The 23,322-nt window shown below is 66.2% G+C and carries 21 protein-coding genes; 10 read left to right on the forward strand and 11 right to left on the reverse strand.

Translation table 11 applies throughout. The features are described 5' to 3' along the window. Positions 1-209: 209 nt before the first annotated feature. From FLL57_RS05705 to FLL57_RS05735, 7 genes are all read right to left on the reverse strand, one after another. On the reverse strand, positions 210-1,589 hold the full coding sequence (locus FLL57_RS05705) for a cation-efflux pump (protein ID WP_142882361.1): 1,380 nt from the start codon (positions 1,587-1,589) through the stop codon (positions 210-212). A 126-nt stretch (positions 1,590-1,715) separates the two neighbouring features. Continuing rightward, complete coding sequence (locus tag FLL57_RS05710) at positions 1,716-2,684, reverse strand: zinc-binding dehydrogenase (protein ID WP_142882362.1); 969 nt, start codon at positions 2,682-2,684, stop codon at positions 1,716-1,718. A gap of 45 nt (positions 2,685-2,729) precedes the next feature. Continuing rightward, entirely contained in the window at positions 2,730-3,725 is a 996-nt protein-coding gene (locus tag FLL57_RS05715; protein ID WP_142882363.1) for an NAD(P)H-dependent flavin oxidoreductase, read from the reverse strand. Positions 3,726-3,969: 244 nt separating this feature from the next. Then, on the reverse strand, positions 3,970-4,755 hold the full coding sequence (locus FLL57_RS05720; protein WP_142882364.1) for a fumarylacetoacetate hydrolase family protein: 786 nt from the start codon (positions 4,753-4,755) through the stop codon (positions 3,970-3,972). 156 nt (positions 4,756-4,911) lie between these two features. After that, the gene (locus FLL57_RS05725; RefSeq protein ID WP_013503243.1) at positions 4,912-5,892 is read right to left on the reverse strand and encodes a 2-dehydropantoate 2-reductase; all 981 of its coding nucleotides are present in this window, start codon (positions 5,890-5,892) and stop codon (positions 4,912-4,914) included. 91 nt (positions 5,893-5,983) lie between these two features. Beyond that, positions 5,984-7,261, reverse strand: a complete 1,278-nt coding sequence (gene frc / locus FLL57_RS05730; RefSeq protein ID WP_013503242.1) for a formyl-CoA transferase — start codon at positions 7,259-7,261, stop codon at positions 5,984-5,986. A gap of 116 nt (positions 7,262-7,377) precedes the next feature. Continuing rightward, positions 7,378-8,109: a GntR family transcriptional regulator gene (locus FLL57_RS05735; RefSeq protein WP_047307954.1), complete on the reverse strand. Its 732-nt coding sequence runs from the start codon at positions 8,107-8,109 to the stop codon at positions 7,378-7,380. A gap of 273 nt (positions 8,110-8,382) precedes the next feature. Between FLL57_RS05735 and pqqA the strand changes: the two genes are divergently transcribed. The 5 genes from pqqA (at position 8,383) to pqqE (ending at position 11,750) form a co-directional block, all read left to right on the forward strand. Then, the gene (gene pqqA / locus FLL57_RS05740) at positions 8,383-8,463 is read left to right on the forward strand and encodes a pyrroloquinoline quinone precursor peptide PqqA (RefSeq protein ID WP_013503240.1); all 81 of its coding nucleotides are present in this window, start codon (positions 8,383-8,385) and stop codon (positions 8,461-8,463) included. Between the two features lie 111 nt (positions 8,464-8,574). Beyond that, positions 8,575-9,501 (forward strand): pyrroloquinoline quinone biosynthesis protein PqqB, encoded by a 927-nt coding sequence (pqqB, locus tag FLL57_RS05745; protein ID WP_142882365.1) that lies wholly within the window; start codon positions 8,575-8,577, stop codon positions 9,499-9,501. After that, positions 9,498-10,262, forward strand: coding sequence for a pyrroloquinoline-quinone synthase PqqC (gene pqqC, locus FLL57_RS05750; protein ID WP_047307956.1), 765 nt, complete (start codon positions 9,498-9,500; stop codon positions 10,260-10,262). The genes pqqB and pqqC overlap by 4 nt, the downstream gene beginning before the upstream one ends. Positions 10,263-10,266: 4 nt before the next feature. Next, positions 10,267-10,575, forward strand: coding sequence for a pyrroloquinoline quinone biosynthesis peptide chaperone PqqD (gene pqqD / locus FLL57_RS05755; protein ID WP_142882366.1), 309 nt, complete (start codon positions 10,267-10,269; stop codon positions 10,573-10,575). Then, positions 10,572-11,750: a pyrroloquinoline quinone biosynthesis protein PqqE gene (gene pqqE, locus FLL57_RS05760; protein WP_142882367.1), complete on the forward strand. Its 1,179-nt coding sequence runs from the start codon at positions 10,572-10,574 to the stop codon at positions 11,748-11,750. Before pqqD ends, pqqE begins: the two co-directional genes overlap by 4 nt. A gap of 121 nt (positions 11,751-11,871) precedes the next feature. On the opposite strand, the gene FLL57_RS05765 is transcribed toward pqqE, so the two are convergent. From FLL57_RS05765 to FLL57_RS05780, 4 genes are all read right to left on the reverse strand, one after another. Next, a complete protein-coding gene (locus FLL57_RS05765) occupies positions 11,872-12,981 on the reverse strand; it encodes an S-(hydroxymethyl)glutathione dehydrogenase/class III alcohol dehydrogenase (RefSeq protein ID WP_142882368.1) in 1,110 nt (369 codons plus the stop codon). A gap of 97 nt (positions 12,982-13,078) precedes the next feature. Next, positions 13,079-14,602 (reverse strand): ATP-binding protein, encoded by a 1,524-nt coding sequence (locus FLL57_RS05770; protein WP_013503234.1) that lies wholly within the window; start codon positions 14,600-14,602, stop codon positions 13,079-13,081. A gap of 125 nt (positions 14,603-14,727) precedes the next feature. Beyond that, positions 14,728-15,744 carry an LLM class flavin-dependent oxidoreductase gene (locus FLL57_RS05775; RefSeq protein WP_013503233.1) on the reverse strand — a complete coding sequence of 339 codons (1,017 nt, stop codon included), beginning with the start codon at positions 15,742-15,744 and terminating at the stop codon, positions 14,728-14,730. A 112-nt stretch (positions 15,745-15,856) separates the two neighbouring features. Continuing rightward, positions 15,857-16,480 carry a TetR/AcrR family transcriptional regulator gene (locus FLL57_RS05780; protein ID WP_013503232.1) on the reverse strand — a complete coding sequence of 208 codons (624 nt, stop codon included), beginning with the start codon at positions 16,478-16,480 and terminating at the stop codon, positions 15,857-15,859. A 78-nt stretch (positions 16,481-16,558) separates the two neighbouring features. On the opposite strand from FLL57_RS05780, the gene FLL57_RS05785 reads away from it, so the two are divergent. From FLL57_RS05785 to FLL57_RS05805, 5 genes are all read left to right on the forward strand, one after another. Beyond that, positions 16,559-17,647, forward strand: a complete 1,089-nt coding sequence (locus tag FLL57_RS05785) for an efflux RND transporter periplasmic adaptor subunit (protein WP_142882369.1) — start codon at positions 16,559-16,561, stop codon at positions 17,645-17,647. Then, positions 17,644-18,717: an efflux RND transporter periplasmic adaptor subunit gene (locus FLL57_RS05790; RefSeq protein WP_142882370.1), complete on the forward strand. Its 1,074-nt coding sequence runs from the start codon at positions 17,644-17,646 to the stop codon at positions 18,715-18,717. Before FLL57_RS05785 ends, FLL57_RS05790 begins: the two co-directional genes overlap by 4 nt. Beyond that, positions 18,714-21,764 (forward strand): efflux RND transporter permease subunit, encoded by a 3,051-nt coding sequence (locus tag FLL57_RS05795; protein ID WP_142882371.1) that lies wholly within the window; start codon positions 18,714-18,716, stop codon positions 21,762-21,764. The genes FLL57_RS05790 and FLL57_RS05795 overlap by 4 nt, the downstream gene beginning before the upstream one ends. A 61-nt stretch (positions 21,765-21,825) precedes the next feature. Beyond that, positions 21,826-22,047: a hypothetical protein gene (locus FLL57_RS05800; protein WP_235677218.1), complete on the forward strand. Its 222-nt coding sequence runs from the start codon at positions 21,826-21,828 to the stop codon at positions 22,045-22,047. 31 nt (positions 22,048-22,078) lie between these two features. Continuing rightward, the gene (locus FLL57_RS05805) at positions 22,079-23,272 is read left to right on the forward strand and encodes a patatin-like phospholipase family protein (protein WP_142882373.1); all 1,194 of its coding nucleotides are present in this window, start codon (positions 22,079-22,081) and stop codon (positions 23,270-23,272) included. Positions 23,273-23,322: the final 50 nt, after the last annotated feature.

Raw genomic sequence — 23,322 nt, forward strand, 5'->3', positions numbered from 1 at the left:
CACCAAGTATCCGTCAGCACTCTTTCGAAGCAGCGAGCGCCGTTCGAATCACGATTAAGATTTGAATCGACTTTTAGCGGGCTGTCGAGAGTCAACGATTCCGGCGATCGGAAAAATTCTTATCCAAAGGTGAATGGCGCCGACATTTTTTCGTGAATCGAGTCCGAAACGAGAACGGGTCACCGAGATAGTTCGCGAAGACGAACGGCTCAGTCCGCGTTCGGCGGTTCGGCGTGACTGATCACGCGTTTCACCGTCGGGAACTTCGCCCGCAGCTTGCGTTCGACTTCGTCGACGTGCTCGTGCACTGCGATGACGCTCATCGACGGATCGGCATAGCAGTGGAAATTCACGATCTCGCCGGCGTCGGTGTCGCGCACCCGGACGCTGTGGACGTCGTGAATCGCTCCGTCGCCGGTGAGCCCGCGCAGCGCCACGCGAATTTCTTCGACGCGCGACGGCACGGCATCGGATCCGTGCGGCAGCTCCGGCTCCAGCGGCTCGATGTGGGTGTCGATCTCGACGTCGGTGCCGAAGTCCTCGCGGATGTGATCTTCGAGCTGGTGGGCGATGTCGTGGGCTTCGATCAGCGGCATCTCGCCGTCGACCTCGAGGTCGATGCTGACGATCAGCTTGTGGCCGAGATCGTGCACCGTGACGTGGTGGACGGCGAGGCCGGAATTGCGCGCGATCACCATGATGCGCTCGCGCACGCTTTCATTGTCGCGCGCCACCGGAATCGCCGTGAAGGTGAGGTCGGCATCGCCGAACTCGGCGGTGAGCGATTCCTGGGCCTTGCGATTGATCTCGTCGATGCGGTCGATCGGATAGGTGCGGGGCACTTCGACCAGCGCATCGATGAAATGCGTCGGGCCGACCATCCGGGTGCGCAGCCGCTCGATGCCGACCACGCCGGGCACGGCGGTGATCACGTCTCGCGCTTTCTCCGAAACGCCGTCGGGCGCGCGGTCGAGCAGGGTCTGGATGGTCGAACGGCCGAGCCGCAGGCCGAGGACCGACACGATCACCGCGACGCCGATCGCCGCCGCGGCGTCGCCCCAGGCGAAGCCGTAGGCCGACAGCGCCAGACCGGCGATCACCGCGAACGAGCTCAGCACGTCGGAGCTGAAATGCAGCGCGTCGGCCGCGAGCGCCTGGCTCTTGGTCGCGACCGCGGTGCGGTGCAGCGCCCAGGCCCGCCACAGATTGACGACGATGTCGACGCCGAGAATGCCGAAGGCGAGATAGGAGAACACCGGCGGCGGCGCGGCCTCGCTCAGCCGGCTGTAGGCTTCGACCAGAATGCCGCCGGCCAGCACGTAGAGCAGGGCGATCACGCCGAGCGCCGACAGGCTCTCGATCTTGCCGTGACCGTAATGATGCGCGTCGTCGGCCGGGCGATCCGAGATCCGCACCACGAACCAGGTGATGATGGTCGCGACCAGATCGATCGAGCTGTGCAGCGCTTCGGAGATCAGCGCCAGCGAGCCGATCGCAATGCCGATGGCGAATTTCGCCGCGGCCATGGAGGCGCTCGCGACAACGGAGATCGCGGCCACTCGCGATTTGGTGCTGGCGAAGTCGTTCATGGCCGGGATGTAGCAGCCCGGTGCGGCGCAGAAAAGCCGCGTCGGCAGGCCGGTGCTCGCGGTGCGAATACTGGCTTGCGAATTGTTCTCAGTTGCTGGCCGCGTCCCCCGGCAGGGTCGTCGGCGTCAGAGCGTCACGACGATCTTGCCGAGGTGGCGGTTGGCTTCCATGTGGGCGAACGCGGCGCCGATCTCGGCGAAAGGAAACACCTTGTCGATCGGCAGCTTAAGGCTGCGCGACTCGATCGCCGGCCAGATGTCGCCGCGGACCTGGCGGAAGATCTCGCGAATTTCGTCGACGCTGCGGCTGCGGAAGGTGACGCCGACATAGTCGATCCGGCGCGCGGCGTGCAGATCGAAGTTGAAATCCGCATGGGTGCCGCCGAGCCGTCCGACATTGACGATGCGGCCGAGCACGCGGGTTGCGGCGAGGTTCTGGTTGGCGACCTTTCCGGAGACCTGATCGATGACGAGATCGACGCCGGCGCCGCCGGTGGCGGCGAGCACCTGATCGACCCAGCCGTCGCCGGAGGAATCGACCGCGATGTCGGCGCCGAACTGATGCAGCCTGTCGCGCCGGCCCTTGTCGGTCGACGAGCCGATCACCAGCCGAGCGCCCTTGAGCTTGGCGATCTGCATTGCCATCAGCCCGACGCCGGAGCTGGCGCCTTGCACCAGCACCGACTGTCCGGAGCGCAGCTTGCCGATCGCCACCACCGCGTTGTGCATCGTGGTCAGGGCGACCGGCAGGGTCGCGGCGTCCTCGAAGCTCATGCTGTCCGGGATCGGCAGCAGCCGGCCGTGATCGGCGAGGGTGTACTCGCCGAACGCACCGGCGGTGGAGCCCATCACCCGGTCGCCGATCTTGCAGCCATGGGCCTCGTCGCCGAGCGCTTCGATCTCGCCGGCGAACTCCATCCCGAGCACCGCGCCGACGCCGCCCGCGGCGCCGTGGGCGTGGCCCTTGGTCATGCCGAGGTCGGCGCGGTTGAGCCCGCAGGCGCGGACCCGGATCAGGACTTGCGGACCTGTCGGCGCCGGCTTGTCGATCTCGGTGATGGCGGCACCGGCGGCGCCGTAGACATAGGCTTTCATCGCAAGCTCGTCCTGTTCTCGCGGCGCCGATCCGGCGCGCGCGTCTTACTCCGCGGCCTCGCGCGCGCCGCCCGAGGTCATGGCTTCGAGCCGGCCGCGGATGATCGCTTCGGCTTCGCGCACGATCCGCGACACCAGCTCGGCGCAGCTTGGAATATCATGGATCAGGCCCTGCACCATGCCCGCCGACCATACGCCTTCGTCGGTATCGCCGTTGACATAGACCATCTTGCCGCGCGAGCCGGCGACCAGCTCCTTCACCTGCTCGAAGGTCGCGCCCTGCTTCTCCAGCTCGATCACCTGCTGGCTGATCGCATTCTTGGCGACCCGCGAAGTGTTGCGCAGGGTGCGGAAGATCAGGTCGGTGGAGCGCTCGTCATTGGCGACGATCTTCTCCTTCACCGCCTGGTGGATCGGGCTCTCCTTGGTGCACATGAAGCGGGTGCCCATGTTGATGCCGTCGGCGCCGAGCGCCAGCGCCGCGACCAGGCCGCGCGCATCGGCGAAGCCGCCGGAAGCGATCATCGGGATCTTGATCTTGTCGGCGGCGGCCGGAATCAGCACCAGGCCGGGGGTGTCGTCCTCGCCCGGATGGCCGGCGCATTCGAAGCCGTCGATCGAGATGCCGTCGACACCCATCCGCTCCGCCGACAGCGCGTGGCGGACGCTGGTGCATTTGTGCAGCACCTTGACGCCGTTCTCCTTGAAGTCCTCGACGTGCTCCTGCGGTTTGTTGCCGGCGGTCTCGACGATTTTGACGCCGCTCTCGATGATGACGCGGCGATACTCGGCGTAAGGCGGCGGCTTGATCGCCGGCAGGATGGTGAGATTGACGCCGAACGGCTTGTCGGTCATTTCGCGGCAGCGCGCGATTTCCTTGGCGAGATCATCCGGCGTCGGCTGGGTCAGCGCGGTGATCATGCCGAGCGCGCCGGCATTGGCGACGGCGGCGACCAACTCGGCGCGGCCGACCCATTGCATGCCGCCTTGCACGATCGGGTGCTCGACGCCGAAGGCTTCGGTGAAACGGGTCTTGATCATCTTGGTCCCCCTTGGGCATTCCGGCGCCTGACGCGCCTGTTGCTGTTACTGGCGGCCGGGAGATTGCCGAAGCGACGGCGAAATGTCCAATGCGCGGGGAGGGGAGCATCCTCTCACCGAGTCATTCCGGGGCGCTCGCGTGAGCGAGCGAACCCGGAATCTCGGCGGAGTGAAAACAACTTCGGGATTCCGGGTTCGCGAACTTTCGTTCGCGCCCCGGAATGACGGCGCGTGTGGATCGGCGTCAGGCTTTCGCCGTCTGACGGAATTCGTTGTGCAGTTCGCCGATGCCTTCGATCGCAATCGTCACGGCGTTGACCGGCTCCTTCATCACCCCGGCGCCGACCGAGGTGCCGCAGCAGATCAGGTCGCCGGGCTCGAGCGTCATGTCGTGCGACAGCCGGCTGACGATCTGATGTGGTCCGAAGATCATGTCGGCGACCGGATAGTTCTGCCGCTCGGCGCCGTTGAGGATTGTGCGGACCGACAGCGCCATCGGATCGAGCCCGGTTGCGATCGCCGGACCGAACGGACCGAAGCCGTCGTAGCTCTTGGCGCGCGTCCATTGCGGAAAGCTCGGATCGCGATTGAGGACGTCGGTCGCGGTGATGTCGTTGACGCAGGTGTAGCCGAAGATGTGCGAAGGAGCGTCGGCTTCGGCGACGTTGCGGCAGCGCTTGCCGATCACGATGCCGAGTTCGCCTTCATACACCACCCGGCCGTCGTAGGACGACGGCCGATTCAGTACGGCGCCGTGCGCGGCGACGCAGGTGGTGGCCTTGAGGAAGTACAGCGGCTCGGGCGGGATCGATTGATCGAGCTTGGCGGCGAGGGCGCGAAAATTATTCCACAGCCCGATGAACTTGCCGGGCGCGCAGGGGCTGAGCAACTCGACGTCGCCGAGCTGCAGCGTCTGCCCGGTCGGATTGCTGACGCCGAACATCTCGCCATCGTGCACGGCGATGTCGGAATGCGCGATGGTGCCGAACCCGATCGCGCCACCCGCGCGAAAACGAACCCATTTGGTCATGGTGGAGTGTTCCTCAACTCGGGATTCATTCCGGGGCGCGCATGACATGCGCGAACCCGTAATCTCGATGGACTAGGCGTGCTAACAACCTCTGGATTCCGGGTTCGCTCGCTGGCGCGAGCGCCCCGGAATGACGGGGCGTGGGACGGTGAACCGTCAGTACAGCCCCGCCACCTTGGCGCGCTGGATGACGAGGCCGAGTACGGAGTCGATCGCCGGCGTCGGAATGTTGGTGATCCGGCCCATTTCCTGCACCACGGTGACGAGCGGATCGATCTCCATCGGCCGGCCGCGTTCCAGGTCCTGCAGCATCGAGGTCTTGTGCGCGCCGACCTTGCGGGCGCCGTCGATGCGGCGTTCGACGTCGACGCGGAACTTGACACCGAAGGTCTCGGCGATCGCTTGCGCCTCCAGCATCATCGCCTTCGCCAGCGCGCGGGTCGCAGGATCGGAGGCGATGACGTCGAGCGTCGCATGAGTGAGGGCGCTGATCGGATTGAAGCAGACATTGCCCCACAGCTTCAGCCAGATCTCGTCGCGGATGCGGTCGAGGATCGGCGCCTTCAGCCCGGCGGCTTCGAACACTTTCGACAGGTTCTCGACGTCCGAAGTGGTCTCGCCCGACGGCTCGCCGATCGGGAATTTGTCGCCATAGACGTGGCGGATCACGCCGGGCGCTTCGATCTCGGTCGCCGGATAGACGATGCAGCCGATGCCGCGTTCGGGGCCGAGCTCGTTCCACTGCCGCCCGCCGGGATCGATGCTCTCCAGCGTGCGGCCTTCGAATGCGGCGCCGCCGTGTTTGTGAAAGTACCAATACGGCACGCCGTTCACCGCGGTGACGATGCGGGTGTGCGAGCCGAGCAGCGGCTTCATCGCATCGATCGCGCCGGTGATCGAATGCGCCTTCAGGCAGATGACGATGAAGTCCTGCACGCCGAGCTCTGCCGGCTTGTCGGTCGCCTTCGGTCGAACCACGCGCTCCTCGCCGCCGATCAGCAGCTTCAGGCCGTCGTCCCGCATCGCCTGCAGATGCGCGCCGCGCGCCACCAGGCTGACATCGGCAGCACCGGACTGGGCGAGCTGAACGCCGAGATAACCGCCGATCGCGCCGGCGCCGTAGATACAGATTTTCATCGGAGATTCCCGAGCTCAACGCCAGCAAGGTCCGGCGAGGGTGGCGACAAGGACCGGCACGACGGCGGTCCGGCTGAGAGGGCGGTGCCGCTTACTCCGCGGCGCGCTTTTGCGGCGGAGCAGTGGCGCCGGATTGGTGAATCTCGGCAAGGTGGGCGTCACTGTAGCCGAGGACTTCGCGCAGGATTTCGTCGGTATGTTCGCCGAGCAGCGGCGAGCGCTTCACCTCGGTGGGGGAGTCCGACAGCTTGATCGGGTTGCCGACCGACAGATACTTGCCGCGGGCCGGGTGATCGACCTCGACGATGGTGCCCGTGGCCCGCAGCGACTGATCCTCGGCGAGTTCCTTCATCGACAGGATCGGGCCGCAGGGAATGTCGTCGGCGTTGAGGATCTCCATGGCCTCGAACTTGGTCCTGGTCATGGTCCATTGCTCGATCCGGGCGAAGATCTCGTTCAGCCGCGACAGCCGCGCCGGCGGCGTGGCGTAGTCCGGATGCGTCTTCCAGCCGGTCTCGCCGATCACGTCGCAGATCTTCTCCCACACCGGAGCCTGGGTGATGACGTAGATGTAGGCGTTGGGGTCCTGCTCCCAGCCCTTGCATTTGAGGATGCGGCCGGGCTGGCCGCCGCCGGAATCGTTGCCGGCGCGCGGCACCGCTTCACCGAATTCGATGCCTTCTCCAAACTGGCTGTATTCCTTCAGCGGGCCGTGGGCGAGGCGCTGCTGATCGCGCAGCTTGACGCGGCACAGATTCAGCACGCCGTCCTGCATCGCCGCGGTGACGCGCTGGCCGCGGCCGGTGTGGTGGCGCTGATACAGCGCGGTGACGATACCGAGCGCAAGATGCAGGCCGGTGCCGCTGTCGCCGATCTGCGCGCCGGTGACCAGCGGCACGCCGTCGCGGAATCCGGTGGTCGAGGCGGCGCCGCCGGTGCATTGCGCGACGTTCTCGTACACCTTGCAGTCTTCATACGGTCCCGGACCGAAGCCCTTGATCGAGGCCACGATCATCCGCGGGTTGATCTCCTGGATCTTCTCCCAGGTGAAACCCATCCGGTCGAGCACACCGGGGCCGAAATTCTCCACCAGCACGTCGCAGGCGCGGATCAGCGCGGTCAGCACCTCCTTGCCCTTCGGGTTCTTGGTGTCGAGCGTGATCGACCGCTTGTTGTGGTTCAGCATGGTGAAATACAGGCTGTCCACTTTCGGGATGTCCTGGAGCTGACCACGGGTGATGTCGCCGGAGCCGGGGCGCTCGACCTTGATCACGTCGGCGCCGAACCATGCGAGTAGCTGCGTGCAGGTCGGGCCGGACTGCACGTGGGTGAAGTCGAGAACGCGAACGCCGTCGAGCGCCTTGGTCATGGTCGTGCTCCTGTTGTCTCGTGCGCGCCGAAGCGGCTCTTCTCCCGTCAGTGCATCCGCCGCGGCGATCCGTGGCGGACGTCCTTGTTATTTCGCATCAGCCGGTCGTCGCCGCGTCAGGCGAACAGCTCCTGGCCGTGAGTCTCGACGTAGGCGGCCAGCCGCAGCGTGTGATCGCGCGCCAGCTTCTCGGCGAGTTCGGTGTCGCGTGCTTCCAGCGCTTCGATCATCGCCAGATGCTCGGGCAGGGAGGCGGCGATGCGCTCCTTGCGGCCGATGGTGAGCTGGCGATAGCCGCGGACGTGGATCAGGATGTCGCCCGTCATGTCGACCAGCACCGGCGACTCGCTCAGCGAAATCAGCGTCTGGTGGAACACGATGTTGGCGCGCGAATACTCGTCGATGTGATCCTGCGGCAGCCGGTCGGGGCCGAACTCCTTGAACACGTCGCGCAGCGCCGCGATGTCGCGCTTGCGCGCCACGATGGTAATCAGCCGCGCCGCCATGCTCTCCAGCGCCGCCCAGGCGCGGATCATGTCGACGATCTCCGCCTTGGTCCGGCGCACCACGACGATGCCCCGCCGCGGCACCGCCTTGACCAGCCCTTCCTGTTCGAGCATCGCGATCGCTTCGCGGATCGGCGTGCGGCTGACGCCGAGCTTGTCCGACAGCGCGCGCTCGTCGAGCATCACCGGCTCGGGCGTGGTGTAGATGTCCATCTTCAGGATCGCCTGCTTCAGCGCCCCGTAGGCCTTGGTCTTGAAGCTGGTCTCCGGCGCCAGCCGCACGATGCCGAGCTCGGGTTCGGCTGACGACTCGCGCGGCGCGGGGCGGGTGCGTGCGGTCATGGATCTTCCGGCGCGTCCGTTGTGAGAGGCATTGGCGCAAGATTGGCATGCCAGATACCAGGACGTCAAGGCGCCGTGGCGTAGACTTCCTGAACCGGACAGACGCCTGCGGCATCTGTGGCATACCAAAGGTGAGGCTGCGGGCTGCCCACGTGGCGCTTTGTCGCCGTGGATTGATCGCTGCGCCGCGCAACGAGGTTTGCTTGCGCGGGTTATGAAGCAGACCTATCCTCGTGCCATTGCGGCATCAGACCAGCAACTCGGGAGGACTTCATGGCCTGGAAGAAACCGGAAATCGTCGAAATCGCGGTCGGCATGGAAATCAACATGTACGCCTGCGCGGCGCGCAAGTAATCGAATCGCAGGTTCGTTGTACGACGGCACACGGCGCGGCTGGCAGTCTCTGTCGGTCGCGAGTGTTAGCATTTGTGCGTCGTCGTTGGTGACCTCAGTGGAAGGCGGTCGATGCTGCGGGTGATCGTTCTCGGCGCCGCAGCCGGCGGCGGGGTGCCGCAGTGGAATTGCGGTTGCCCGGGCTGTCGTGCGGCCTTCGCCGATGCCGAACTTCGCCGCACCCAAGCGTCGGTGGCGGTCAGCAGTGATGGCGAACACTGGTTCCTGATCAACGCGTCCCCCGACCTGCGCCAGCAGATCATCGCGACACCGCAACTGCATCCGCGCGCAGGCGCGTTGCGGCACAGCCCGATCGCCGGCGTGATCCTGACCAATGGCGAGGTCGATGCCGTCGCCGGCCTGCTGTCGATGCGCGAAGGCTCGCCGTTCACGATCTACGCCCATGCCAAGGTGTTGGCGATCCTGAAGGCCAACAGTATCTTCAACGTACTGAATGAAAAGCTGGTGGCGCGGCAGCCGATCGCGATCGACCAGCCAATCGCGCTACGTCTGCCGGACGGTGTGCCGTCCGGCCTGGAGGTGAGCGCCTTTGCGGTGCCCGGCAAGGGCGCGTGGTATCTCGAAGGACAGACCCATCCCGGCGGCGCGGACGGTGAGGGCGACACGCTCGGGCTGAGCATCATCGACACCGCGAGCGACCAGACGATCCATGTGCTGACCGCGTGCGCGCGCGTCACCGACGAGCTCAAAGCACGGCTCGCCGGCGCGCCGCTGGTGCTGTTCGATGGCACGGTGTGGCGCGACGACGAACTGATCGCCGCCGGCCTCGGCACCAAAACCGGACAGGCGATGGGACATATCGCGATGGCAGGTGACCACGGCGCGATCGCCGCGCTGTCGGAGCTCGGCATCGCCGAGAAGCTGTTCGTTCACGTCAACAATTCCAACCCGGCGCTTCTGGCCCACTCGACCGAGCGCCGGCAGCTCGAAACGGCCGGCTGGCAGATCCCGGCGGACGGCACGGAGGTGACGCTGTGAATGCGATGACCGCGTTTTCGCTGAACGGCGCCGCGCCGCTCGCCAATGCCGATGAGCTCGAAGCGGCGCTACGCCAGATCGGTGCCGCGCGCTATCACAATCTGCATCCGTTTCATCGCCTGCTGCATGGCGGCAAGCTCAACAAAGGCCAGGTGCAGGCCTGGGCGCTGAACCGCTACTATTATCAGAGCTCGATCCCGATCAAGGACGCGGTGGTGATCTCGCGGTTTCGCGATCGGGCCACCCGCGTCGAGTGGCGGCACCGGATCGAGGATCACGACGGCGATCTTGGTAGCGAAGGTGGTATCGAGCGCTGGCTGAAGCTGACCGAAGGGCTTGGCCTCGACAGCGCTTACGTCGAGTCGACCCAAGGTATTCTGCCGGCGACGCGGTTTGCGGTGGACGCCTATGTGCACTTCGTCCGCGACCGCACGCCACTGGAAGCGATCGCATCGTCGCTCACCGAATTGTTCGCGCCCAACCTGCACGAGGAGCGGATCGCCGGGATGCTGGCGCATTACGACTTCGTCAATCCAGAGATCATGAGCTACTTCAAGCGCCGGCTGGAGCAGGCGCCGCGCGACGCCGACTTTGCACTCCGCTACGTCAAGCAGCACGCCACCACCCCGGCCGAGCGCGAGGCGGTGTGCAACGCGCTGATCTTCAAGACCAACGTGCTGTGGGCGCAACTCGATGCGCTGCATCACGCTTATGTCGATGGCCACATCCCGCCCGGCGCCTTCGTGCCGCAAGGGTCTTGAGCCGATGGCGCCGCGCCGCATTAGCGTCAGCGAAGCCAGCCGTCCGGTGCTGCCGCGCCACGCCCGGCTGAAGTTCGACGACACAAGGCAGCGCTGGGTGATCCTGGCGCCGGAGCGGGTGCTGGCGCCGGACGAGATCGCGGTCGAAATCCTCCAGCTCTGCGACGGCGCGCGCGATGTGGCGGCGATCATCGATGCGCTGGCGGCGAAGTACACCGCGGGCCGCGCCGAGATCGGCCGCGACGTGGTGGCGATGCTGCAGGATCTCGCCGACAAAGGCTTTCTCACCGAGGCGCGGGAGACCGCGCCGTGACCGAGACTGCTGCTAGCGGTACAGGGTCCGACGGCATCGCCGTGCTGGAGAAGCCCGGCAGTGTCGCCGAGACCTTCGGGATTCCGCTCGCGGTGCTACTGGAGCTGACGCATCGCTGCCCGCTGCAATGCCCGTATTGCTCCAATCCGCTGGAGCTGGAGCGGGGCGGCGCGGAGCTGTCGACCGACGAGTGGAAGCGGGTGCTCAGCGAGCTTGCGAGCATCGGCGTGCTCCAGGTGCATTTCTCCGGCGGCGAGCCGACCGCCCGCAAGGATCTGGTCGAGTTGGTGCGGCACGCCACCGAGGTCGGGCTCTACACCAATCTGATCACCTCCGCGGTGCTGCTGAGCTGCGAGCGGCTGGCGGCGCTGGCCGATGCCGGACTTGCGCATGTGCAGATCAGCTTTCAGGGCAGCGAGGCAGAGATCGCCGACCGCGTCGGCGGCTTTGCCGGCGGACACGCCAAGAAACTCGACGTCGCGCGCTGGACCCGCGAGCTCGATCTGCCGCTGACCGTCAATGCGGTGATGCACCGGCAGAACCTGCACCTGCTGCCCGACATCATCGAGATGGCGGTCGCGCTCGACGCCGACCGGCTCGAAGTCGCCAATGTGCAGTATTACGGCTGGGCGCTGAAGAACCGCGCCGCGCTGATGCCGACGATCGCGCAGATCGAGGATTGCACTGCGACTGTCGAGGCGGCGCGTGAGCGGCTGAAGGGCCAGCTTGCGATCGACTACGTCATCCCGGACTACTACGCGGCACGGCCGAAGAAATGCATGGGCGGCTGGGGCCGGCAGTTCTTCAACATCTCGCCGAGCGGCAAGGTGCTGCCGTGCCACGCCGCCGAAACCATCACCGGGCTGGCGTTTCCGTCGGTGCGGGACGGCGCCCCGATCGCCGAGATCTGGCGCGCCGCCGAGGCGTTCAACCGCTATCGCGGCACCGGGTGGATGCAGCAGCCGTGTGCGAGCTGCGCCTTCAAGGAGATCGACTTCGGCGGTTGCCGCTGTCAGGCCTTCGCGCTCGCCGGCGACGCCGCCGCGACCGACCCCGCCTGCGCGCTGTCGCCGCTGCACGACCGCATCTTCAAGACGGCAGAAGCGGAGGCCGCGTCCGGCAGCGACCGCTTCCTGTATCGCAACTTCGCAGGTGGCACGGCCGAGGGCGAATAGCGCAGCCTATCTTTCGTCATTCCGGGGCGCTCACGCAGTGAGCGAACCCGGAGCCTCGCCGTGACCTGAACCTCTGGATTCCGGGTTCGCGCTGCGCGTGCCCCGGAATGACGGGGCGCGTTTAGTACACCACCACAGAACGGATCGACTTGCCTTCGTGCATCAGATCAAACCCCTTGTTGATCTCCTCGAGCTTCAGCATGTGGGTGATCATCGGGTCGATCTCGATCTTGCCGTTCATGTACCAGTCGACGATCTTCGGCACGTCGGTGCGGCCGCGGGCGCCGCCGAAGGCGCTGCCCTTCCAGACCCGGCCGGTGACGAGCTGGAACGGGCGGGTCGAGATTTCCTTGCCGGCTTCGGCGACGCCGATCACCACCGAGACGCCCCAGCCACGATGGCAGGCTTCGAGCGCCTGGCGCATCACTTGGGTGTTGCCGGTGCAGTCGAACGTGTAGTCCGCGCCGCCGTCGGTGAGCCCGACGAGATGCTGCACGATGTCGCCGTCGATTTTCTTCGGGTTGACGAAATGGGTCATGCCGAAGCGGCGGCCCCATTCTTCCTTGTCATCGTTGATGTCGACGCCGACGATTCTATCGGCCCCGACCATCCTGGCGCCCTGAATCACGTTGAGGCCGATGCCGCCGAGGCCGAACACCACGACGTTGGAGCCGGGCGTGACCTTGGCGGTGTTGACCACCGCGCCGACGCCGGTGGTGACGCCGCAGCCGATGTAGCAGCTCTTGTCGAACGGCGCGTCGTCACGGATCTTGGCGACGGCGATCTCCGGCAGCACGGTGAAGTTCGAGAACGTCGAGCAGCCCATGTAGTGATAGATGGTCTGGCCCTTGTAGCTGAACCGCGAGGTGCCGTCCGGCATCAGGCCCTTGCCCTGGGTGGCGCGGATCGCGGTGCAGAGGTTGGTCTTCTGGCTCAGGCAGCTTTTGCACTGCCGGCATTCCGGCGTGTACAGCGGGATGACGTGATCGCCCGGCTTCACCGAGGTGACGCCGGCGCCGACTTCGCGGACGATGCCCGCACCTTCATGGCCGAGGATCGAGGGGAAGATGCCCTCGCTATCGAAGCCGTCGAGCGTGTAGGCGTCGGTGTGGCAGATGCCGGTGGCCTTGATCTCGACCAGCACCTCGCCGGCCTTCGGCCCTTCGAGATCCAGCTCGACGATTTCGAGCGGCTTCTTGGCCTCGAACGCGACGGCGGCCCGTGTCTTCATGGCGATCCTCCTGGCATCGACAAACTGCGATTGCCTCTCGTATCGCAAATCGGCGCGCCGACTTGAACCGTTTTCTGGCCTGGTGAGGCGACGGGGCTCACGCCGAGGCGGCGCGACGCTCTTCGTCTGCGGCCAGATCTTCGTCTGCGTTCGGATCACCGGGGGCGGTCGCCCAGGCGAGCTCGACCAGCGTCACGGTGCGGCGGCCGGCACCGTCGAACTGGCAGACGATCAGGCCCTGTTCTTCGATGTAGGTCAGCAGGCGCCGGGCGCGGCGCAGCGAGTGGGTGCCGTAGGCTCGCGCGATCGCGGCGTCGCCGGGGCAGGGCCAGCCTTCCTTGGCGGCGCGCGCGATGATCATGAACACGCCCTGCATATCGTCGGGCAACGTGGAGGCGCGCAGTGTCACGTCCTGCCAGGCATCGTCGGCGGCCATCTCGGTGGTGAGGCCGGCGCGGGCGTGGGTCAGCATCCGGCGAAATTCGGTCATGTCCGGGATCGCGGTGGCGAGGCCTTCGATCCGGCAGCGCACCACGAATTCCTGATACAGCACGCCGATGGCGCGGAAGCCGGCATCGGGCTCGGCCAGGATCGCGCGCAGGATGCGGTCGAGCCGGTCGCGGCGTTCGGCGATCTGTTCGTCGCTGAGTGCGGGCGCCTCTGGCTCCGGCGTGGGGTCGATCGCGACCGACTTGGCCGCCATCAACTGGCTGAGCAGGTCTGGAGCCGGCGCGCGGCGCTGCGGCCGGGTCGCTGTCGTCTCCGGCGGCGGCGCGGCGAGGATCACGGCGCGCGCGTCTTCCAGGCCTGCTTCCGGCAGCGGCATCAGGCGCGGCGTCGAGTTGCGCGGATGGGTTTCGGTCGGACCGATCCGCAGGCCGAGAGGGCGCCGCGACAGCGCGGGGCCGAGCGCCATGAACTGGCCGCGCTCGAGATCGCGGAACGCTTCGGCCTGGCGCCGCTCCATGCCGAGCAGATCGGCGGCGCGCGCCATGTCGATATCGAGGAAGGTGCGGCCCATCAGGAAGTTCGAGGCTTCCGCCGCGACGTTCTTGGCGAGCTTGGCCAGCCGCTGGGTGGCGATCACGCCGGCGAGGCCGCGCTTGCGGCCGCGGCACATCAAATTGGTCATCGCGCCGAGCGATAGCTTGCGCGCTTCGTCAGAGACTTCGCCGGCGACGGCGGGCGCGAATAGCTGTGCTTCGTCGACCACCACCAACATCGGGTACCAATGGTCGCGCGCGGTGTTGAACATGCCGTCGAGAAACGCCGCGGCGCGGCGCATCTGGTTCTCGGCGTCCAGGCCCTCGAGATTGAGCACCGCCGAGACGCGGTGAATGCGGGCGCGCTCGCCGGCAACCTGCAGGCCGCGCTCAGTGTGGTCTTCGGCGTTGATGACGAGATGGCCGAATCGCTCGGCGAGCGTGACGAAGTCGCCTTCGGGATCGATGATCGCCTGTTGTACCCAGGGCGCGCTCTGCTCAAGGAGGCGGCGCAGCAGATGCGACTTGCCCGAGCCGGAATTGCCCTGCACCAACAGTCGCGTCGCCAGCAGTTCCTCGAGATCGAGAGCCGCGGTTGCGCCTGAATTGGTTTGCCCCATTTCGATCGCAACGGTCATGGCGCGGCCCGAGGTCTCCTTTCGCGAGCAGGGGGCTTAACAACCTGGGCGCGCCGCGTCGAGCACCCGCGGCGGTTCCGCCGGTGTTATGCACGCACATCAGCGTTGCGGTTGCACCTTGCGAATCAGCGCCAGCCGAGCGCGGGCGCGATGTGGGTGAGGATGGCCTCGATCACATGGGCGTTGTAATCGACGCCGAGCTGATTGGGGATCGTCAGCAACAGGGTGTCGGCTTCGGCGAGCGCTTCGTCGGCCTTGAGCTGTTCGATCAACGCCTCCGGCTCGGCCGCATAAGACCGGCCGAAGATCGCGCGGGTCTGTTCGTCGAGATAGCCGATCTGATCCTGCTGCTGGCCTTCGCGGCCGAAATAGGCGCGGTCGCGATCGTCGACCAGCGGGAAGATGCTGCGGCTGACCGAGACGCGCGGCGTGCGGGTGTGACCGGCTTCTTTCCAGGCTTCACGATAGGTGCGGATCTGCGCCGCCTGCTGAACGTGAAACGGCTCGCCGGTCTCGTCGTTCTTCAGCGTCGAGCTCTGCAAATTCATGCCGAGCTTGGCCGCCCACACTGCGGTGGCGTTGGAGCCGGCGCCCCACCAGATGCGGTCGCGCAAACCTTCCGAATACGGCTCGAGCCGCAATAGACCCGGCGGATTGGGAAACATCGGCCGCGGGTTGGGCTGCGCGAAGCCCTGGCCGCGCAAGAGGTCGAGCAGCACTTCGGCGTGGCGGCGGCCCATGTCGGCGTCGCTTTCGCCCTCGGCCGGCTGATAGCCGAAATAGCGCCAGCCATCGATCACCTGCTCGGGCGAGCCGCGGCTGATGCCGAGCTGCAGCCGGCCGCCGGCGATCAGATCGGCGGCGCCGGCGTCCTCGGCCATGTACAGCGGATTCTCATAGCGCATGTCGATCACGGCGGTGCCGATCTCGATGCGTTTGGTTCTGGCGCCGATCGCGGCGAGCAGCGGGAAGGGTGAGGCGAGTTGCCGGGCGAAATGATGCACGCGAACGTAAGCGCCATCGGCGCCGAGCTGTTCGGCGGCTTGCGCCAGATCGATGGTCTCCAGCAGCGCATCGGCGGCCGAACGCGTGCGTGACTGCGGCGACCAATGGCCGAACGAAAGAAAACCGATCTTCTTCATGGAGACAGCCCTGACGATGTGAAGGCTGTAGATAGTGCGCCTGCCGTTTCAGAAAAGCCTTCGCTGGCGCATGGCCTTTATTGATCAGCACACGCGCGTCGCGCGTGATGCGTCAATTCTTCGCGAGACCGCGCAGCAGCAGATCGACGCTGGCTTCGGTGAAAGCGGCGAAATCGACTTCCTTACGGGTGCCGAACAGCAGCGACCACAGGCTGAGCAGCACCGCGGGACTCATCACGATCTCGGTGAAGCCTGTGGCGGGGGCATTGCGGAATTCGCCGGCGGCGACGCCCTGGTCGATGACTTCCCTGAACTGATCGATGATCGGCGCGACGAATTCCTCGTAGTGACGGTCGACCAGATCGGGAAAGCGGCCGCCTTCGGCGATCAGGAAGCGCAGAATTTCGCGTGACTCGCGGTTCTCCGCAATGTGGCCATAGGTGAAGGCGATCAAGCCGCGCAGCCGTTCGGTGGCCGAGCCGGGGAGGGTGAGCGCGTAGTCCTTCAGGCCGGGCAGAAACGATTGCGATTTGTGCCGAACCATCTCTTCGAACACCCGTTCCTTGGTGTCGAAGTAAAAGTAGATCGTGCCCTTGGTGACGCCGGCGCGGGCCGCGACGTCTTCCAGACGGGTCGCCGCATAGCCGTGCATGACGAATTCCTCGAACGCGGCGTCGAGGATTTCCGAGGGGCGCTCGGCTTTGCGGCGGGCGCGTTTGGTCACGGCAGGCGGCATGGGCGGACTCCGATCACGTAGTTTTACTATTGACTTTCTAGTCAGTCAATAATATTGCACTGCGATGCGCTTGATCGAATGGGCGAATTTTTGATGCTTCGGCTCAGAACCGTGGTGCTGCTGTTGGTCGCCGCCGCTCTGGCGGGTTGCGGCGAGGAGGCCCGGCCGGAACGCCTGGTGACGCTGGTGAAAACCGAGCTGGTTCACGCCCAGCCGCGCAGCACGGTGATCCGGTTGACGGGCGACGTCCAGGCCAGGGTTTCGACCGAATTGTCGTTCCGGGTCAGTGGCCGGGTGATCGAACGTCTGGTCGATGTCGGGGCGCACGTGAAGGCCGGCGACGTGCTGGCGCGGCTCGATCCCACCGAGCAGCGGGCCGATCTGGTCGGCGCCCAGGCTGCGCTGACCGCCGCCGAAGCCCAGCTTCGTCTCGCCACCGCGACCTACGAACGCCAGAAGACGCTGATGGCGTCCGGCTTCACCACCCGCGTCGCGTTCGATCAGGCGCAGGAGGGGCTGCGCGCCGCCGAGGGCTCGCTGGACACTGCCAAGGCGCAGCTCGGCATCGCCAAGGACGCGCTCGGCTACACCGAGCTGCGCGCCAGCGCCGCTGGTATCATCACCGCACGCAACGTCGAGGTCGGCCAGGTCGCGCAATCGGCGCAGTCGGCCTACACGCTGGCGGAAGACGGCGCCCGCGACGCGGTGTTCGACGTCTACGAGGCGATCTTCCTGATTCCGGTCGGCAGCGACACCATCAAGCTGTCGCTGGTCTCGAACCCTGCGATTACCGCGATGGCGAAGCCGCGCGAGATCTCTCCCACCGTCGATCCGAAGACGGGATCGGTGCGGGTGAAACTGTCGATCGAGAATCCGCCGCCCGAGATGACGCTGGGAAGCGTCGTGGTCGGCGAAGGCTACAGCCGGGCGGTCGACAAGATCGTGCTGCCGTGGAGCGCGCTGACTGCCGACCAGAGCGGCGCCGCGGTTTGGGTGGTCGATCCGCAAACCCATGCGGTTTCGCTCAAGAGCGTCACGATCGAAAGCTACGAGACCAACTCGATCGTGGTCGGTCGCGGCCTTGCGATCGGCGACCGCGTCGTGGTCGACGGCGGCAAGCTGCTGCGCCCCGGCCAGATCGTCGTCGACGTCGGAGGCGCCGCATGAACGCTCCGCGGATTGTTGCGATGATCGCAGCGGCGCTGCTGGTCGCCGGTTGCGAGGACAAGGCGCAGCCGCAAGCCGCGGTTCGGCCGGTGCTGTCGACGGTGGTCGCCCCGCTGCAGGCAACCAACTTGTCGGTGGTCGGAACCGTCGAGCCGCAGTTCAGGACCGACTACGGGTTTCGGATGCTCGGTCGCTTGATCGCCCGTCCGGTCAATATCGGCGACACCGTCGAGAAGGGGCAGACGCTGGCGGCTGTCGATCCGTTCGCCGCCGAACTGGCGGTGCGTTCGGCGCAGGCCGATCTCGCCACCGCGCAGGCGCAGCTCGTCAATGCCAGCGGCACCGCCAACCGGCAGCGCACCCTGATCGAGACCGGCGCCACCACCAAGGCGACGCTGGATTCCGCCGAACAAAGCGACGCCGCGGCCCAGGCCGCGGTGGTGCGGGCGCAGTCGGCGCTGACGAAAGCGCGCGAGCAACTGAGCTACACCAAGGTCGAGGCGCAATATGCCGGCGTCGTTACCGCGGTCGGTGCGCAGGTCGGCCAGGTGGTCAATCCCGGCCAGATGGTCGCGACCGTCGCCCGTCCTGATGTTCGCGAGGCGGTGATCGATGTCGCCGACGATCTCGTCGGGATGCTCAAGATCGGCACGCCGCTGACGGTGGCGCTGCAGCTCGATCCGCGGGTCCGCGTCGATGGCAAGGTGCGCGAGATCGCGCCGCAGGCCGATCAGGTTACGCGCGCACGGCGGGTTCGTATCACGCTGGAAAATCCACCCGAGACGTTCCGGCTCGGCACCACGATCACCACGCTGATCCCGGGCAAGCCGAGCCGCGGCTTCCGCCTGCCGGCGACGGCGATCCTGCGCCAGGGCGATCAAGCCAGCGTGTGGGTGATCGACCCTGCCAAGGGATCGGTCAGCAAGCGCGCGGTGCAGGTGACGCCGGGCGACAACGGCACGGCTCAGGTCACCGATGGGCTCGAAGCCGGCATGCGGATCGTCACCGCCGGCGTCCATCATCTGCAGGAAGGCCAAATGGTCCGGTTCGAGCGGGAAGTCACGCCGTGAAGTCGTTCAATCTCTCCGACTGGGCGCTGCAGCACCGTTCGCTGGTCTGGTACTTCATGATCGCCTTCATGGCGGCCGGACTGTTTTCGTATCTCGATCTCGGCCGCGAGGAAGACCCGGCGTTCACCATCAAGACCATGGTGATCCAGGCGAAGTGGCCCGGCGCTTCGGCCGAGGAGACGACCCGGCAGGTCACCGACCGGATCGAGAAGAAGCTCGAGGAGCTGGAGTCGCTCGACTACACCAAGAGCATCACCACGCCCGGTGAGACCACGGTGTTCGTCAACCTGCGCGACACCACCAAGGCGCGCGACGTGCAGCCCACCTGGGTCCGCGTGCGCAACATGATCAACGACATCAAGGGCGACTTCCCGCAAGGCGTGGTCGGTCCCGCCTTCAACGATCGCTTCGGCGACGTGTTCGGTAACATCTACGCGTTCACCAGCGACGGCCTTACCCAGCGCCAGCTCCGCGACAAGGTCGAGGAAGTCCGCGCCAAGGTGCTTCAGGTGCCGAATGTCGGCCGTGTCGACATCGTCGGCGCCCAGGACGAAGTGATCTTCCTCGAATTCTCCCCGCGCAAGGTAGCTGCGCTCGGCCTCGACCAGCGCACCATCGTCAGCTCTCTGCAGGCGCAGAACGCGATCGCGCCGTCGGGCGTGCTGCAGGCCGGGCCGGAGCGGATCAGCGTCCGCGTCAGCGGTCAGTTCACTTCGGAAGAGAGCCTCAAGGCGATCAATCTGCGGGTCAACGACCGGTTTTTCCCGCTGACCGACGTCGCCACCATCCGGCGCGGCTATGTCGATCCGCCGACCTCGCTGTTTCGCTTCAACGGCGAGCCCGCGATCGCGCTGACGATCGGCATGAAGGCGGGCGCCAACCTGCTGCAGTTCGGCGAGGCGCTGAAGGAGGAGATGAAGCGGATCTCCGCGGATCTGCCGGTCGGCGCCGAAGTGCATCTGGTTTCCGATCAGCCGCAAATCGTCGACGAGGCGGTGTCGGGCTTTACCCGGGCGCTGTTCGAGGCGGTGGCGATCGTGCTGGTGATCAGCTTCATCAGCCTCGGCATGCGCGCAGGTCTCGTCGTCGCGATCTCGATCCCGCTGGTGCTGGCGATCACCTTCATGGTGATGTCCTATTCGGGGATCTCGCTGCAGCGGATTTCGCTGGGCGCGCTGATCATCGCGCTCGGCCTCTTGGTCGACGACGCGATGATCGCGGTCGAGATGATGGTGGCGCGGCTGGAGGTCGGCGACTCGCTCTCCAAAGCGGCGACCCACGTCTACACCTCGACGGCGTTTCCGATGCTGACCGGCACGCTGGTCACTGTGGCGGGATTCATTCCGATCGGTCTCAACAACAGCGCGGCGGGCGAATTCACTTTCACGCTGTTCGTGGTGATCGCGGTGTCGCTGCTGACCTCGTGGATCGTCGCGGTGCTGTTCACGCCGCTGCTCGGCGTCACCATCCTGCCCGACAAGATGAAGCACCATCACGAAACCAAGGGGCGGTTCGCGGCTATGTTCAGCCGGATGCTCGGCTTCTGCATGCGGCACCGCTGGCTGACGATCGGGCTGACACTGGCGGCGTTCGCGCTGTCGCTGGTCGGCATGGGATTCGTGCAGCAACAATTCTTCCCGAATTCGGATCGCAAGGAACTGATCGTCGACTGGAATCTGCCGCAGAACAGCTCGATCGCGGAGACCAATGCGCAGATGGCGCGGTTCGAGCGCGAGGCGCTGGCGGGCCCGGCTGGGATCGACCATTGGTCGACCTATGTGGGCCAGGGTGCTCCGCGCTTCGTGCTGTCGTTCGATGTGGAGCCGTCGAACGCCACGTTCGGCCAGATGGTGATCGTCACCAAGAGCCTCGCCGATCGTGACCGGCTGCGGTCCGAGCTGCAGGCTTACTTGCGCACGACCTTCCCGGGCACCGATGCGCTGGTGAAGCTGCTCGACATCGGCCCGCCGGTGGGACGGCCGGTGCAGTATCGCGTCAGCGGACCCGACATCGCCAAGGTTCGCGGCTTCGCGCAGCAACTCGCCGGCGTGGTCGCCACCAATCCGCATCTCGGCGAGGTGGTGTTCGACTGGATGGAGCCGGCACGTGTGATCAAGGTCGACGTGCTGCAAGACAAGGCACGGCAGCTCGGCGTCACCTCCGAAGACATCGCCTCGACGCTGAACGGCATTCTCGACGGTGCCACCATCACCCAGGTGCGCGACGACATCTATCTCGTCAACGTGCTGGGCCGCGCCAACGACGCCGAGCGCGGCTCGATCGAGACGCTGCGGAACCTGCAGTTGGCGGGGGGGAGCGGGCAAACCGTGCCGCTCGCAGCGGTGGCGACCTTCCGTTACGAGCTGGAGCAGCCGACGATCTGGCGCCGCGCGCGGCTGCCGACCGTGACGGTCAAGGCCAGCGTCGTCGACGAGGTGCAGCCGGCGACCGTGGTCGAACAGCTCAAGCAATCGGTCGCCGAGTTCAGTGCCAAGCTGCCGGTCGGCTATTCGGTCGCCGTCGGCGGCGCGGTCGAAGAGAGCGGCAAGTCGCAGGCGCCGATCGTTGCGGTGGTGCCGATCATGCTGTTCGTGATGGCGACCGTGCTGATGATCCAGTTGCAGAGTTTCCAGCGGCTGTTCCTGGTGTTCGCCGTGGCGCCGCTGGCGTTGATCGGCGTGGTCGCGGCGCTGCTGCCGAGCCGCGCACCGCTCGGCTTCGTCGCGATCCTCGGCGTGCTGGCGCTGATCGGCATCCTGATCAGAAATTCGGTGATCCTGATCGTGCAGATCGAACAATTGCGCAGCGAGGGACGTCCACCTTGGGATGCGGTGGTGGAGGCCACCGAGCACCGGATGCGGCCGATCATGCTGACCGCGGCGGCGGCGAGTCTGGCGCTGATCCCGATCGCGCGTGAAGTGTTCTGGGGGCCGATGGCCTACGCGATGATGGGCGGCATCATCGTCGGCACGGTGCTCACCCTGTTGTTCCTGCCTGCGCTGTACATCGCGTGGTTCCGCATCAAGGCGCCGACACAAGAGGCTTAGGATGGCTAGTTCGAGTCAAACACCGCCCGATCTTCCGTTGTGCCGGGGCGACCGCGTCCGGATGAGTCCGCTCGGCCGCGAGCGGCATCCGCGCTATGGCACCCGAGAAGGCGTCATCGTCGGGCAGGGCTCGCCGAGCAGTTGGCGGGTGAAATTCGACGACCGCAAGACCATCCAGGCGATCCATCAGGACTATCTCGAGCGCGTTCCGGGGCAGGCGCCGCGCTTCGACACGTCCGAGCCCTGGAGCCGCTGGCGCGACGATCCGCCGGCGAGCCCATAGTCTTGCGTCCCTCGTTCCTGTTGGTGCCCTGATGTCCCGCGTGCCCCGCTCATTTGTCGTCGTGTTCGTGCTGGTATCGAGCTGCTGGCTGGCCGCCTGTGCGAGCCTGCCGCGGCAGCCCTACACGGCCGCCGAAGCCACCAAGGCGCGGATCCTCGACCGCGACGATCTGCGGCGCTACGCCGACGATCCGCCATCGGCCTTCGTGGATCGACGCCTGATGTCCGGGGCTCAGACTTACCTCGCGCTGTCCGGCGGTGGCGCCGATGGCGCCTATGGTGCGGGCGTGCTGGCTGGATGGACCGCCGCGGGGCGCCGGCCGTCGTTCTCACTCGTGTCGGGCGTCAGCACCGGCGCGCTGATCGCGCCGTTCGCCTATCTCGGCCCGCGCTATGACGACACCTTACGCGAGCTCTACACCAGCGGTGTGGCCGAGAGCCTGCTCGAAGATCCGAACCCGTTCAACGCGATCTTCGGCTCCGGCCTGTTCGGCAACAAGCGCCTGCGCGAACTGGTTGCCCGCTACATCGATGCCAATTTCATGGAGGAGGTGGCTGAGCAGCACGCCAAGGGGCGGAGGCTGTTCGTCGTCACCACCAATCTGGATTCGCAGCGCTCGGTGATCTGGGACATGGGCCGGATCGCCTCGCTGAAGACGTCGGAGAGTCTCAATCTGTTCAGGGATGTGGTCGCAGCCTCTGCCAGCATACCGGCGGTGTTCCCGCCAATGCTGGTCAATGCGGAAGCCGACGGCGTCCGGTTCCAGGAGATGCATGTGGATGGCGGCGTGATGTCGCCGGTGCTGACCTTGCCCGAGGCGTATCTGATGCGTAGTGCGTCGTGGGACAAGTCGCTCAACCTGCAGCTCTACATCCTGATGAACAACACCATCGAGCCGGAGTTCCAACTGGTGCGCGATCGCGCGCTCGATATCGCCGCGCGGGCGTCGTCGTCGATGATCAAGGCGCAGACCCGGTCGATCCTCTACAGCACCTATGCGTTTGCCCGCCGCAACAAATACGGTTTCAACCTGACCTATATCGAGAGCGACCGGCCGCCGTCGCCGCCCGGCTTCGACACCGCCTACATGCGCTCGCTGTATCAATACGGCTACGATCGCGCGCGCAGCGGCCATGCCTGGTCGAGCGCGCCGCCGGCGGATGATCCCGCACCGGCGCCCGTTGCGGCCACCACCCCGTCCCGACACGTGGCCGGTGTCCAGTAGCAAAGCGGCCCGCGCGCGGCGTCCGCCGTTTTGGCTGTGCTGGACGAGTG

The organism is Rhodopseudomonas palustris (genome assembly GCF_007005445.1).
GTDB lineage: Bacteria > Pseudomonadota > Alphaproteobacteria > Rhizobiales > Xanthobacteraceae > Rhodopseudomonas > Rhodopseudomonas palustris_G.

Coding starts and splice junctions, on each gene's coding strand:
- FLL57_RS05705 (WP_142882361.1), bottom strand. CDS start 1,589: ATGAACGACTTCGCCAGCACCAAATCGCGAGTGGCCGCGATCTCCGTT.
- FLL57_RS05710 (WP_142882362.1), bottom strand. CDS start 2,684: ATGAAAGCCTATGTCTACGGCGCCGCCGGTGCCGCCATCACCGAGATC.
- FLL57_RS05715 (WP_142882363.1), bottom strand. CDS start 3,725: ATGATCAAGACCCGTTTCACCGAAGCCTTCGGCGTCGAGCACCCGATC.
- FLL57_RS05720 (WP_142882364.1), bottom strand. CDS start 4,755: ATGACCAAATGGGTTCGTTTTCGCGCGGGTGGCGCGATCGGGTTCGGC.
- FLL57_RS05725 (WP_013503243.1), bottom strand. CDS start 5,892: ATGAAAATCTGTATCTACGGCGCCGGCGCGATCGGCGGTTATCTCGGC.
- frc (WP_013503242.1), bottom strand. CDS start 7,261: ATGACCAAGGCGCTCGACGGCGTTCGCGTTCTCGACTTCACCCACGTG.
- FLL57_RS05735 (WP_047307954.1), bottom strand. CDS start 8,109: ATGACCGCACGCACCCGCCCCGCGCCGCGCGAGTCGTCAGCCGAACCC.
- pqqA (WP_013503240.1), top strand. CDS start 8,383: ATGGCCTGGAAGAAACCGGAAATCGTCGAAATCGCGGTCGGCATGGAA.
- pqqB (WP_142882365.1), top strand. CDS start 8,575: ATGCTGCGGGTGATCGTTCTCGGCGCCGCAGCCGGCGGCGGGGTGCCG.
- pqqD (WP_142882366.1), top strand. CDS start 10,267: ATGGCGCCGCGCCGCATTAGCGTCAGCGAAGCCAGCCGTCCGGTGCTG.
- FLL57_RS05765 (WP_142882368.1), bottom strand. CDS start 12,981: ATGAAGACACGGGCCGCCGTCGCGTTCGAGGCCAAGAAGCCGCTCGAA.
- FLL57_RS05770 (WP_013503234.1), bottom strand. CDS start 14,602: ATGACCGTTGCGATCGAAATGGGGCAAACCAATTCAGGCGCAACCGCG.
- FLL57_RS05775 (WP_013503233.1), bottom strand. CDS start 15,744: ATGAAGAAGATCGGTTTTCTTTCGTTCGGCCATTGGTCGCCGCAGTCA.
- FLL57_RS05780 (WP_013503232.1), bottom strand. CDS start 16,480: ATGCCGCCTGCCGTGACCAAACGCGCCCGCCGCAAAGCCGAGCGCCCC.
- FLL57_RS05785 (WP_142882369.1), top strand. CDS start 16,559: ATGGGCGAATTTTTGATGCTTCGGCTCAGAACCGTGGTGCTGCTGTTG.
- FLL57_RS05790 (WP_142882370.1), top strand. CDS start 17,644: ATGAACGCTCCGCGGATTGTTGCGATGATCGCAGCGGCGCTGCTGGTC.
- FLL57_RS05800 (WP_235677218.1), top strand. CDS start 21,826: ATGAGTCCGCTCGGCCGCGAGCGGCATCCGCGCTATGGCACCCGAGAA.
- FLL57_RS05805 (WP_142882373.1), top strand. CDS start 22,079: ATGTCCCGCGTGCCCCGCTCATTTGTCGTCGTGTTCGTGCTGGTATCG.